Origin of the sequence: Pseudomonas mendocina (genome assembly GCF_003008615.1) — a bacterium.
GTDB classification, from domain to species: Bacteria; Pseudomonadota; Gammaproteobacteria; order Pseudomonadales; family Pseudomonadaceae; genus Aquipseudomonas; species Aquipseudomonas mendocina_C.
Genome location: NZ_CP027657.1, coordinates 1,579,805 through 1,592,892, shown reverse-complemented (window position 1 = coordinate 1,592,892; position 13,088 = coordinate 1,579,805). Strand labels below are relative to the sequence as shown.

General features: G+C 63.4%; 8 protein-coding genes. 7 read left to right on the top strand and 1 reads right to left on the bottom strand.

Features of this window, described 5'->3' with window-relative positions:
* Positions 1–235: 235 nt before the first annotated feature.
* Entirely contained in the window at positions 236–4,684 is a 4,449-nt protein-coding gene (gene gltB, locus C7A17_RS07350; protein ID WP_106737408.1) for a glutamate synthase large subunit, read from the top strand.
* 34 nt (positions 4,685–4,718) lie between these two features.
* Entirely contained in the window at positions 4,719–6,137 is a 1,419-nt protein-coding gene (locus C7A17_RS07345) for an FAD-dependent oxidoreductase (protein WP_106737407.1), read from the top strand.
* Here C7A17_RS07345 and C7A17_RS07340 read toward each other — a convergent pair.
* Positions 6,122–8,053 carry a sigma 54-interacting transcriptional regulator gene (locus tag C7A17_RS07340; RefSeq protein WP_106737406.1) on the bottom strand — a complete coding sequence of 644 codons (1,932 nt, stop codon included), beginning with the start codon at positions 8,051–8,053 and terminating at the stop codon, positions 6,122–6,124. The genes C7A17_RS07345 and C7A17_RS07340 overlap by 16 nt on opposite strands.
* 291 nt (positions 8,054–8,344) lie before the next feature.
* Between C7A17_RS07340 and C7A17_RS07335 the strand changes: the two genes are divergently transcribed.
* The 5 genes from C7A17_RS07335 (at position 8,345) to hemE (ending at position 13,065) form a co-directional block, all read left to right on the top strand.
* Positions 8,345–9,712: a CmpA/NrtA family ABC transporter substrate-binding protein gene (locus C7A17_RS07335; protein ID WP_106737405.1), complete on the top strand. Its 1,368-nt coding sequence runs from the start codon at positions 8,345–8,347 to the stop codon at positions 9,710–9,712.
* Positions 9,712–10,548, top strand: a complete 837-nt coding sequence (ntrB, locus tag C7A17_RS07330; RefSeq protein WP_106737404.1) for a nitrate ABC transporter permease — start codon at positions 9,712–9,714, stop codon at positions 10,546–10,548. The genes C7A17_RS07335 and ntrB overlap by 1 nt, the downstream gene beginning before the upstream one ends.
* A gap of 4 nt (positions 10,549–10,552) precedes the next feature.
* Positions 10,553–11,461, top strand: a complete 909-nt coding sequence (locus C7A17_RS07325; protein ID WP_106737403.1) for an ABC transporter ATP-binding protein — start codon at positions 10,553–10,555, stop codon at positions 11,459–11,461.
* Complete coding sequence (cynS, locus tag C7A17_RS07320) at positions 11,454–11,894, top strand: cyanase (protein WP_106737402.1); 441 nt, start codon at positions 11,454–11,456, stop codon at positions 11,892–11,894. Before C7A17_RS07325 ends, cynS begins: the two co-directional genes overlap by 8 nt.
* Positions 11,895–11,997: 103 nt before the next feature.
* Positions 11,998–13,065, top strand: coding sequence for a uroporphyrinogen decarboxylase (hemE, locus tag C7A17_RS07315; protein ID WP_099522778.1), 1,068 nt, complete (start codon positions 11,998–12,000; stop codon positions 13,063–13,065).
* Positions 13,066–13,088 lie beyond the last annotated feature (23 nt).

Genomic DNA, 13,088 nt, shown 5'->3' with positions numbered 1-13,088 from the left:
CCCTTCCTCAGCATGACTGCATGGTCGTTAGCACGACCTTGCAGTCTTATCCTTCGTTTTTGCGACATAAATTTTCACCCCCTCGCCACTAAAATTTGTGACGGGATGGGGGGATATGTACAATGACCTCCCTTTTGCCTTGTGCAAAGCTGGCCCGTGCCCGCTTTTCAGGTTTAAGTCATTGAATTAGAAAGTAATTTGCCTGAAGTCTAGGCAGCCTGGTGAGAGTTCCCCTATGAAAGCAGGTTTGTACCGTCCTGATGAGTTCAAGGATAACTGCGGCTTCGGCTTGATCGCCCATATGCAAGGTGAGCCTAGTCATCACCTGCTCAAGACCGCTATTGAGGCCCTCACCTGCATGACTCACCGCGGCGGTATCAACGCCGACGGCAAGACCGGTGATGGCTGCGGCCTGCTGATCCAGAAGCCCGATCAATTCCTGCGCGCGATCGCCCAGGAGCAATTCGGCGTCGAATTGCCTGCGCAATATGCCGTGGGCATGGTGTTCTTCAATCAGGATTCGGCGAAGGCCGAAGCCGCGCGCGAGAACATGAACCGCGAAATCCTCGCGGCCGGTCTGCAACTGGTGGGCTGGCGCAAGGTGCCGATCGACACCAGCGTGCTGGGCCGGCTGGCGCTGGAACGTCTGCCGCAGATCGAGCAGGTGTTCATCGGTGGCGAAGGTCTATCCGACCAGGAGTTCGCCATCAAGCTGTTCAGCGCCCGTCGCCGCTCGTCGGTGGCCAATGCCGACGACAGCGACCACTACATCTGCAGCTTTTCGCACAAGACCATCATCTATAAAGGCCTGATGATGCCGGCGGATCTGCAGCAGTTCTACCCGGATCTGGGTGACGAGCGCCTGCAGACCGCCATCGCGGTCTTCCACCAGCGTTTCTCGACCAACACCCTGCCGAAGTGGCCGCTGGCGCAGCCGTTCCGTTATCTCGCGCACAACGGCGAGATCAACACCATCACCGGCAACCGCAACTGGGCGCAGGCCCGTCGCACCAAGTTCGCCAACGAGTTGATTCCGGATCTCGACGAGCTGGGCCCGTTGGTCAACCGCGTCGGCTCCGACTCCTCGAGCATGGACAACATGCTCGAGCTGATGGTCACCGGAGGCATCGACCTGTTCCGTGGTCTGCGCATGATCATTCCGCCGGCCTGGCAGAACGTCGAGACCATGGACGCCGACCTGCGCGCGTTCTACGAATACAACTCCATGCACATGGAGCCCTGGGATGGCCCGGCCGGCGTGGTACTGACCGATGGTCGCCATGCCGTGTGCCTGCTCGACCGTAACGGTCTGCGCCCGGCGCGTTGGGTCACCACCAAGAACGGCTACATCACCCTGGCGTCGGAAATCGGCGTGTGGGATTACCAGCCCGAGGACGTCATCGCCAAGGGTCGTGTCGGCCCTGGGCAGATTCTCGCCGTCGACACCGAAACGGGTCAGGTGCTGGATACCGAGTCCATCGACAGCCGCCTGAAGTCGCGCCACCCCTACAAGCTGTGGCTGCGCAAGCATGCTCAGCGCATCAAGGCGACGCTGGAAGACCGCGACCACGGTTCGGCCTTCTACGACCCGGATCAGCTCAAGCAGTACATGAAGATGTTCCAGGTCACCTTCGAGGAGCGTGACCAGGTGCTGCGTCCGCTCGGTGAGCAGGGCCAGGAAGCGGTCGGCTCCATGGGGGACGATACGCCGATGGCCGTGCTCAGCCAGCGCGTGCGTTCGCCCTACGATTACTTCCGTCAGCAGTTCGCGCAGGTTACCAACCCGCCGATCGATCCGCTGCGCGAAGCGATCGTCATGTCCCTGGAGATCTGCCTGGGCGCCGAGCGCAATATCTTCAGCGAGTCGCCGGAGCACGCCACCCGCGTGATTCTCAGCAGCCCGGTAATCTCGCCGGCCAAGTGGCGCGCGCTGATGAACCTGGATCGCCCCGGCTTCGACCGTCATATCATCGACATGAACTACGATGAGTCGCTGGGTCTGGAAGCGGCTGTGCGTAACATGGCTGACCAGGCCGAGGAAGCCGTGCGTGCCGGCAAGGTGCTGCTGGTGCTGACCGACCGCCACATCGCCCCGGGCAAGCTGCCGGCGCATGCCGCGCTGGTTACCGGCGCCGTGCATCACCGCCTGACCGAGAAGGGCATGCGCTGCGACTGCAACATCCTGGTGGAAACCGCCACCGCGCGTGACCCGCACCACTACGCCGTGCTGCTGGGCTTCGGTGCCTCGGCGGTGTACCCGTTCCTGGCCTACGAAGTGCTGGGCGACCTGATCCGCACCGGCGAAGTGCTGGGCGATCTGTACGAAGTCTTCAAGTACTACCGCAAGGGCATCTCCAAAGGCCTGCTGAAGATCCTGTCGAAGATGGGCATCTCCACGGTCGCGTCCTACCGCGGTGCGCAACTGTTCGAGGCGGTCGGCCTGGCCGATGAAGTCACCGAACTGTGCTTCCGGGGTGTGGCCAGCCGCATCCAGGGCGCGCGTTTCGTCGACATCGAAAGCGAGCAGAAGCTGCTGTCCTTCGAGGCCTGGAACAACCGCAAGTCGATCCAGCAGGGCGGCCTGCTCAAGTTCGTCTACGGCGGCGAGTACCACGCCTACAACCCGGATGTGGTGCGCACGCTGCAGGAGGCCGTGCAGCAGGGCAACTACGAGAAGTACAAGGCATACTCGACGTTGGTCGACACCCGCCCGGTGTCGATGATCCGCGACCTGCTCAAGGTCAAGGAATCCGCCACGCCGATCAGCCTCGACGAAGTCGAGCCGCTGCAGTCGATCTTCAAGCGTTTTGATGCCGCCGGTATCTCCCTCGGCGCGCTGTCGCCGGAGGCGCACGAGGCGTTGGCCGAGGCGATGAACCGCCTGGGTGGTCGTTCCAACTCCGGTGAGGGCGGCGAAGACCCGGCCCGCTACGGCACCATCAAGAGCTCGAAGATCAAGCAGGTGGCTACCGGCCGTTTCGGTGTGACTCCGGAATACCTGGTCAACGCCGAAGTGCTGCAGATCAAGGTGGCCCAGGGCGCCAAGCCCGGTGAGGGCGGCCAACTGCCGGGCGGCAAGGTCAACGGTCTGATCGCCAAGCTGCGCTACGCGGTGCCGGGCGTGACCCTGATTTCGCCGCCGCCGCACCACGACATCTACTCGATCGAAGACCTGGCGCAGCTGATCTATGACCTCAAGCAGGTCAACCCGAAGGCGCTGGTGTCTGTCAAGCTGGTGGCGGAAGCCGGTGTCGGCACCATCGCAGCCGGTGTGGCCAAGGCCTACGCCGACCTGATCACCATCTCCGGTTACGACGGTGGTACCGGCGCATCGCCGCTGACCTCCATCCGCTATGCCGGCGCGCCGTGGGAGCTGGGCCTGGCCGAAACCCACCAGACCCTGCGCGGCAACGACCTGCGCGGCAAGGTTCGGGTGCAGACCGACGGTGGTCTGAAAACCGGCCTGGACGTGATCAAGGCCGCCATCCTCGGCGCCGAGAGCTTCGGCTTCGGTACCGCGCCGATGGTGGCCCTGGGCTGCAAATACCTGCGTATCTGCCACCTGAACAACTGCGCCACCGGCGTGGCCACGCAGAACGACAAGCTGCGCAAGGATCACTTCATCGGCACCGTCGAGATGGTGATGAACTTCTTCACCTACGTCGCCGAGGAAACCCGCGAGTGGTTGGCCAAGCTGGGCGTGCGCAGCCTGGAAGAGCTGATCGGGCGTACCGACCTGCTCGAAGTGCTGCCGGGCGAAACCGCCAAGCAGGGCAACCTGGATCTGTCGCCGCTGCTGGCCAGCGCGCATATCCCGGCTGACAAGCCGCAGTTCTGCCAAGTGCCGAAGAACCCGCCGTTCGACGAAGGCCTGCTGGCCGAGAAGATGGTGGAAATGGCCAAGGACGCCATCGCCGGCAAGACCGGTGGCGAGTTCGAGCTGAACATCGGCAACTGCGACCGCTCCATCGGTGCGCGCATTTCCGGTGAGATCGCCCGCGTGCATGGCAACCAGGGCATGGTTGATGCGCCGATCACCTTCCGCTTCAAGGGCACTGCCGGGCAGAGCTTCGGCGTGTGGAATGCCGGTGGTCTGCACCTGCGTCTGGAAGGTGATGCCAACGACTACGTCGGCAAAGGCATGACCGCAGGCAAGATCGTCATCACCCCGCCTGCCGGCAGCCCGTTCGCCACCGAGGACAGCGCCATCATCGGCAACACCTGCCTGTACGGCGCCACCGGCGGCAAGCTGTTCGCCACCGGCACCGCAGGTGAGCGTTTCGCCGTGCGCAACTCCGGCGCCCATGCCGTGGTGGAAGGCACTGGCGATCACTGCTGCGAGTACATGACCGGCGGTTTCGTCTGCGTACTGGGCAAGACCGGCTACAACTTCGGCTCGGGCATGACCGGCGGTTTCGCCTACGTGCTCGATCTGGACAACGGCTTCTACGACCGCGTCAACCACGAACTGGTGGAGATCCAGCGCATCAACAACGAAGCGATGGAGGCCTACCGCAGCCACCTGGAAAGCGTGCTCGCCGAGTACGTTGAAGAGACCGGCAGCGAGTGGGGCCAGAACCTGCTGGAAAACCTGGACGATTACCTGCGCAAGTTCTGGCTGGTGAAACCGAAAGCGGCCAGTCTGAAGTCGCTGCTGTCCAGCACCCGTGCCAACCCGCAATAAGAATGCGCCTGAAGTGGTTTGATGAGGTAATGCAATGACTGAACGTCTGAATAACGACTTCCAGTTCATCGAAGTCGGGCGCAAAGACCCGAAGAAGAAACTGCTGCGTCAGCGCAAGAAGGAATTCGTCGAGATCTACGACAACTTCAAGCCGGCGCAAGCTGCCGATCAGGCGCACCGCTGCCTGGGCTGCGGCAACCCGTATTGCGAGTGGAAGTGCCCGGTGCACAACTTCATTCCGAACTGGCTGAAGCTGGTCTCGGAAGGCAACATCCTGGCCGCCGCCGAACTCTCGCATCAGACCAACACCCTGCCTGAAGTCTGCGGCCGCGTGTGCCCGCAGGATCGCCTCTGCGAAGGTGCCTGCACCCTCAATGACGGCTTCGGTGCGGTGACCATCGGTTCGGTGGAGAAGTACATCACCGACACCGCTTTCGCCATGGGCTGGCGCCCGGACATGTCCAAGGTCAAACCGACCGGCAAGCGTGTCGCGGTGATCGGCGCCGGCCCTGCCGGCCTGGGCTGCGCCGATGTGTTGGTGCGCAACGGCGTGACCCCAGTGGTGTTCGACAAGAACCCGGAAATCGGTGGCCTGCTGACCTTCGGCATCCCCGAGTTCAAGCTGGAAAAGACCGTGCTCAGCCGCCGCCGTGAAGTCTTCACCGGCATGGGCATCGAGTTCCGCCTGAACACCGAGATCGGCAAAGACGTGACCATGCAGCAACTGCTGGATGAGTACGATGCCGTGTTCATGGGCATGGGCACCTACACCTACATGAAGGGTGGCTTCCCGGGTGAGGATCTGCCGGGCGTCTATGACGCGCTGGACTTCCTCATCGCCAACGTCAATCGCAACCTCGGTTTCGAGAAGGCGCCGGAAGACTTCATCGACATGAAGGGCAAGCGCGTCGTGGTACTGGGTGGTGGCGACACCGCGATGGACTGCAACCGCACCTCGATCCGTCAGGGCGCCAAGGCCGTGACCTGCGCCTACCGCCGTGACGAAGAGAACATGCCGGGCTCGCGCAAGGAAGTGAAGAACGCCAAGGAAGAGGGCGTGAAGTTCCTCTTCAACCGCCAGCCCATCGCCATCGTCGGCGACGGCAAGGTGGAAGGCATCAAGGTGGTCGAGACCCGTCTCGGCGAACCGGATGCCCGTGGCCGCCGTAGCCCCGAGCCGATTCCGGGCTCCGAGGAAGTCATCCCGGCCGAGGCCGTGCTGATCGCCTTCGGCTTCCGCCCGAGCCCGGCGCCCTGGTTCGAGCAGTTCGAGATCCAGACCGACAGCCAGGGCCGCGTCGTGGCGCCCGAGCAGTCGCAGTTCAAGCACCAGACCAGCAACCCGAAGATCTTCGCCGGTGGCGACATGGTGCGCGGTTCTGACTTGGTGGTGACGGCGATCTTCGAAGGCCGCAACGCCGCAGAAGGCATCCTCGACTACCTCGGCGTCTGATTCGTCTCGTACCTGCGCGGCTGCGACCTGCCTGGTCGATAGTCGCGCGGGTCGATGGCGAAACTCTCCAGGCGTGAGCGCAGGGTCGTTGGCTTCAGCTCCAGCAACCGTGCCGCGCCGTCCTTCCCCGATATCCTGCCTGCGCAGGCCGTCAGCGCCGCGATCAGGTTTTCGCGCATCTGCCGGCGTTGCTCGCCCTGGGTGAAAATCCGCATTTCCTGTTCGACCGGTGGCTGTGATGGCGCGTCGTTGCCATAGTCGTTGGGCAGATCCAGACGTAGCCGGGTGCCGGGTGAAATGATCACCGCGCGCTCGATCAGGTTCTCCAATTCACGAATGTTGCCCGGCCAGGAATAGGCTTGCAGGCGCTGGATGTCGGCCAGGCGCAGGCTGGGCTCAGGGCGGTTGAGCTGGCGACAGGCGCGGCTGAGAAAGTGCTGGGCCAGGGGTGGAATGTCTTCCGGGCGCTGACGCAGCGGCGCCGACTCGATGGGGAAGACGTTGAGACGAAAGTACAGGTCTTCGCGGAAGCGGCCGGCGCGTACTTCCTGGCGCAGGTCACGGTTGGTGGCAGCGATCACGCGCACATCGACCTGACGGGTGCGGGTATCACCGACCCGTTCCAGTTGCTGTTCCTGCAGCACGCGCAGCAGCTTGCTCTGCAGCTCCAGGGGAATTTCGCCGACCTCGTCGAGAAACAGCGTGCCGCCGTCGGCCAGTTCGAAACGCCCGACACGGTCGTTCAGCGCGCCGGTGAAGGCGCCGCGGATATGGCCGAAGAACTCGCTTTCGAACAGTTCACGCGGCACCGCCGCGCAGTTCACCCGGATCAGTGGGCGGCGGCTGCGTCCGCTGTTGTCATGAATGGCGCGGGCGATCAGCTCCTTGCCGGTGCCTGACTCGCCGGTGATCAGCACGTTGGCGCCGGTGGGGGCGACCAGTTCGATCTGGTGGATTACCTGCTGCATGGCAGCGCTGCGTCCGACCAGATCATGCTGGGCGTACTCGCCGCGAATTTCCTCCTGCAGGTAGGCATTCTCCAGTTCCAGGCGTTGCTTGAGCTGCTGTACCTCGCTCAGGGCCTGGCGCAGCCGGCGCTCGGTTTCCAGGCGCTCGCTGATGTCGCGAAACACCACCACGGCGCCGACCAGTTCGCCGTCGTCGCGCAGCGGCGTACTGGTGTAATCCACCGGGATCGGCTTGCCGTCCTTGTTCCAGAACACCTCGTCGGCCACCTGATGCACTTCGCCATCATTGAAGGCGGCATAGATCGGACAGGTGTGGCCGTCGTAGGTGCTGCCGTCGGGATGATGGTGGTGGATCAGGTCGTGAATGTTGTGGCCGATCAGGTCATCGGCACGCCAGCCGAGAATGCGCTCGGCCGCCGGATTGACGAAGGTGGTCTCGCCATTGCGGTTGACGCCGTAGATGCCCTCGCCAGCGGCACCGAGGATCAGCTGATTCTGCCGCTCGAACTGGCGGAAGATGCGTTCCACGCCCTGCCATTCGAGCAGCCCCTGGCGTTGATAGCGCTCGGCTTCGGCCAGCCCGCGCAGGGCGTCGAGGCGGCGGCGCTGCTGGATCAGCAGGCCGAGCAGGTTAGCGCCGCCATGTTCCAGTCGGCTGCCGTCGATTTCCACCTCCAGGCGCTCGCCGTCGCGACGCAGCAGCCCGAGGCCGTCGCGCCAGGCAGCGCCGCGCACCTGCACTTCTTCGGTGAAGGTGACCAGTGCTCCCAGGTCATACGCCCAGAGGCGGCTGGCGCGCAGTACGAGCAGTTCATCCAGCGACCAGCCGAGCAGGGCGCAACAGGCCGGATTGGCATGCAGGATGCGGTCGTGGATTGGGTCGATGACCAGGCTGGCGCTTTGCATGTGTTGCAGCAACAACTGGCTGGCGGCATTGGGATCGGGCATCGCGGCGCTCTCGGGATTGACCTTTCAGGTCGTTATCCAAAGGGCGTGCCAGTTGACGAAATCTCGTTTTTCAAGTTGACGAAATCTCGTTTTTCAAGTTGACGAAATCTCGTGAATAACGAGATTTCGTATTTGTTGATTCTGTTGAAAGTCTTTGTTTTTCAATTATTTATATGGATTTTTGAACTGGTACAGCTCCTGCAATAGCTGACATGAACCGGCCGGCAACGGCCCAGCCCAGTCAGCGCCAGCCTCACCAATTTGGGGCAGGCCATCGCAGGAGTGATCACGATGAGCGTCAACAGCCTGGACGATCCATTCAGCCCCGACAGCGAGCTGTCCCATGCCGCCGGGTGTGCCTGTCAGCGTTGCACGCCCAGTACCGCTGCGCTGCCCGATAGCAGCGAGGCGATGCTCGACCGCGCCGTGGAGAACGCCATCGTGCGCGGTGTGTTCGGCCATAACGATTTCTCCCGGCGCAGTTTTATGGGAATGATCGGTGGCGGTGTCGCGGCGGCGATTCTGGGCAGCATGATCCCGCTGGACGCGGTCAAGGCAGCGGTCAAGGACAGCCTTGGCCCGTTGGAGAAGACCAAGCTGAAGATCGGCTTCGTGCCCATCACCTGCGCCACGCCGATCATCATGGCCGAGCCGATGGGCTTCTACGCCAAGTACGGACTGGAGGTGGAAACGGTGAAGACCGCCGGCTGGGCGGTGGCGCGCGACAAGTCGCTGGCCGGCGAATACGACGCCTCGCACATGCTCTCGCCGATGCCGCTGGCCATCAGCCTGGGGTTGGGTTCGACGCAGACGCCTTTCGTCATGCCAGCGCTGGAAAACGTCAACGGCCAGGCCATCGTGCTCGGCATGCAGCATCAGGACAAACGTGATCCGAAGCTGTGGAAGGGCATGCGCTTCGGTGTGCCGTTCGAATACTCGATGCACAACTTCCTGTTGCGTTATTACGTCGCCGAACACGGCCTGGACCCGGATCGCGACATCCAGATTCGTGTGGTGCCGCCACCGGAGATGGTCGCCAACCTGCGCGCCGGCAACCTCGATGGCTTCCTCTCGCCGGATCCGTTCAACCAGCGCGCGGTATGGGAGAAGGTCGGCTTCATCCACCTGCTGACCAAGGAGTTGTGGCCGGGCCACCCGTGCTGCGCCTTCGCCTGCAGCCAACGCTTCGCCAGTGAGAATCCCAATACCTATGGCGCGCTGCTGCATGCACTGATCGACGCCACGCAATACTCCTCCAAGGCTGAGAACCGCAAGGCGGTGGCCGAGGCGATCTCCACCCGCAACTACCTCAACCAGCCGGTGCCGGTGGTGCAGCAGGTGCTCAGCGGGCGCTATGCCGACGGCCTGGGCAACATCCATGACGAGCCGCAGCGCATCGACTTCGATCCGTTCCCCTGGCAGTCGATGGCGGTGTGGATACTCACCCAGATGAAACGCTGGGGCTATCTGCAGGGGGATGTCGACTACCGCAGCATCGCCGAGCGGGTGTTCCTCGCGGCTGACGCCGGCAAGGTGATGAACGATCTCGGCCTGCCGGTGCCGGCCGATGCCTACAAGTCCTTCAGCGTGATGGGCAAACCCTTCGATCCGGCCGATCCGGACGGTTACCTGGCCAGCTTCGCCATGCGGAGGTCGTGATGAAAGCGTCCATTTCCCTGCGCGCGGCGGTTCTCTCCGCGGTGTTGCTGGTGCTGCTGCTCGCCATCTGGGAGGTACTCTGCCGCGTGCCCGCCAGCGCCGCAGTCAGTGCCGATGACGAATACGCCCTGCTCATGGGCGAAACCGAGCAGGAGGCCCGCGTGCCGCCGCCCTCGGTGGTGCTGGCACATGCCTACGCCGAACTGAGCCAGCCGTTCTATGACAACGGGCCGAACGACAAGGGTATCGGTATCCAGCTCGCGCACTCGCTGTACCGGGTGTTGACCGGCTACCTGCTGGCGGCGCTCGTAGCGATCCCCATCGGTTTCGTCATCGGCATGTCGCCACTGATGTACCGCGCGCTCAACCCCTTCATCCAGATCCTACGGCCGATCTCGCCGCTGGCCTGGATGCCGTTGGCGCTGTTCGTGATCAAGGATTCGCAGACCTCGGCGATCTTCGTGATCTTCATCTGCTCGGTGTGGCCGATGCTGCTCAACACCGCCTTCGGAGTAGCGGGCGTGCGTCGCGACTGGATCAACGTCGCCCGTACTCATGAGCTGAGCCCGCTGCGCACGGCGTTCAACGTGATCCTGCCCGCCGCGATGCCGACCATCCTCACCGGCATGCGCATCTCGGTCGGCATCGCCTGGCTGGTGATCGTCGCCGCCGAGATGCTCGTCGGTGGCACCGGGATTGGCTACTACGTGTGGAACGAGTGGAACAACCTCAACCTGGCCAGCGTGATCTTCTCGATCCTGATGATCGGCGTGGTCGGCATGCTGCTCGACCTTCTGCTGGGCAGCGTCGCCCGTCTCGTCAGCTACCAGGAGTAATGTCATGTCCCGCTATTTTCTCGACGCCCGCCGCCTGGCCAAACGCTTCCCGCAACCCGGCAGCGAGCCGCTGACGGTCTTCGAAGACGTCAGCTTCGGCCTCGACCAGGGCGAGTTCGTCTGCATCATCGGCCACTCCGGCTGCGGCAAGTCGACCATCCTCAATGCACTGGCCGGCCTGGACAGCTTCAGTGAAGGCACGCTGGAAATGGCCGGCAAGGAGGTCGCCGGGCCCAGCCTCGAACGCGGCGTGGTGTTCCAGAACTACAGCCTGCTGCCCTGGCTCAGCGCGCTGGAGAACGTCGAGTTCGGCGTGCGGGCGCGTTTTCCCCAGTGGTCGAAGGAGCAGCGCCGTGCACACAGCCGCAAGTACCTGGAAATGGTCGGTCTGGGCGGCTCCGAGGCGCGCAAACCGGCGCAACTATCCGGCGGCATGCGCCAGCGCGTGAGCATCGCCCGCGCCTTCGCCACCCAGCCGCAGTTGTTGTTGCTCGATGAGCCCTTCGGCGCGCTGGATGCCCTGACCCGCGGGGTGATCCAGGACGAGCTGATCAAGATCTGGAGCGCCACCAAGCAGACGGTGTTCATGATCACCCATGACGTCGACGAAGCGATCCTGCTTTCCGACCGCATCCTGCTGATGACCAACGGCCCGCAGGCGCGTATCGCCGAGTCGGTGCGCATCGACCTGCCACGGCCACGGCAGCGCGACCAGGTGATTCATCACCCGGCGTACTACCGCATCCGTAACCACCTCGTGGACTTTCTGGTGAACCGCTCGCACGAGCTGCGCGGCCGCACGGTGGCCGATGAGCAAGGCTTCCCACCCGAAATCAACCCCGCCCTGGACGAGCCGGCACCTGCCGCCAGGGTCGTACCTCTGACCCCCGTGAAGGAGTTTCACCATGGATAAGCAACAGATGCGCACCACCATCACCGCCGCCAAGGAGCGCCTGGGCCTGGACTGGGCTGCGCTTGGCCAGGGCATCGGCATGTCGCCGGTGTGGACGACATCGGCCTGCCTGGGCATGAACAGCATGCCCAAGGCGCAGGCCGATGCCTTGTGCGAGATGCTCGAATTGCCGGATGAGGTGTCCACTGCACTGCAGGCGTTCCCGCATAAGCACTGGGACAAGGCCGTGCCCACCGACCCGTTGATCTACCGCTTCTACGAGATGATCAACGTCTACGGCGAGACCATCAAGGAACTAATCCACGAGGAGTTCGGCGACGGCATCATGAGCGCCATCGACTTCAGCATGGACATTTCCCGCGTCGCCGACCCCAAGGGTGACCGCGTGCAGATCGTGCTCAACGGCAAGTTCCTGCCCTATCGCAGTTGGTGAATCGTCGCGGCATATCGTCGCGAAGGACAAAAGGCACGGCACCCGCCGTGCCTTTTGTTTTGCGGTCTGCGAAAATGCCCGCACTTTTTTCTAGGACTCTGCCATGACCGCCCTGAAGAACGACCGTTTCCTGCGTGCCCTGCTCAAGCAACCCGTGGATGTCACGCCGATCTGGATGATGCGCCAGGCCGGCCGCTATCTGCCGGAGTACCGCGCGACCCGGGCCAAGGCCGGCGACTTCGTGAGCCTGATGAAGAACCCGGAGCTGGCCTGCGAGGTCACCATCCAGCCGCTGGATCGTTACCCGCAGCTGGATGCGGCGATCCTGTTCTCCGACATCCTCACCATCCCCGATGCCATGGGCCAGGGCCTGTACTTCGAGACGGGCGAAGGCCCGCGTTTCAAGAAAGTGGTCAGCAGCCTGGCCGACATCGAGGCGCTACCGGTGCCGGATCCGGAGAAGGATCTGGGCTATGTGATGGACGCCGTGCGTACCATTCGCCGTGAACTCAATGGCCGCGTACCGCTGATCGGCTTCTCCGGCAGCCCATGGACGCTGGCCACCTATATGGTCGAAGGCGGCTCGTCGAAGGACTTCCGCAAGACCAAGGCCATGCTCTACGACAACCCGCAAGCCCTGCACGCGCTGCTCGACAAGCTGGCGCAGTCGGTCACTGCCTACCTCAACGGGCAGATCCTGGCCGGTGCGCAGGCGGTACAGATCTTCGATTCCTGGGGCGGCGCGCTGTCGGCGGCGGCCTATCAGGAATTCTCCCTGGCCTACATGAAGAAGATCGTCGACGGTCTGATCCGCGAGCACGATGGTCGTCGTGTGCCGGTGATCCTGTTCACCAAGGGCGGTGGCCTGTGGCTCGAATCCCTGGCCGACACCGGCGCCGAAGCACTGGGCCTGGACTGGACGTGCGACATCGGCAGCGCTCGCGCCCGTGTCGGTGCCAAGGTCGCCCTGCAGGGCAACATGGATCCGGCGGTGCTTTACGCCAAGCCGGCGGCAATTCGTGCGGAGGTGGCGCGCATCCTGGCCGCCTACGGTGCTGGCAGCGGCCATGTGTTCAACCTTGGCCATGGCATCACCCCGGAAGTCGACCCGGCTCATGCTGGCGCCTTCTTCGAGGCCGTGCACGAGCTGTCCGCGCAGTATCACCAGTAAGCCGCAGCCGGGTGGCCAGGCCT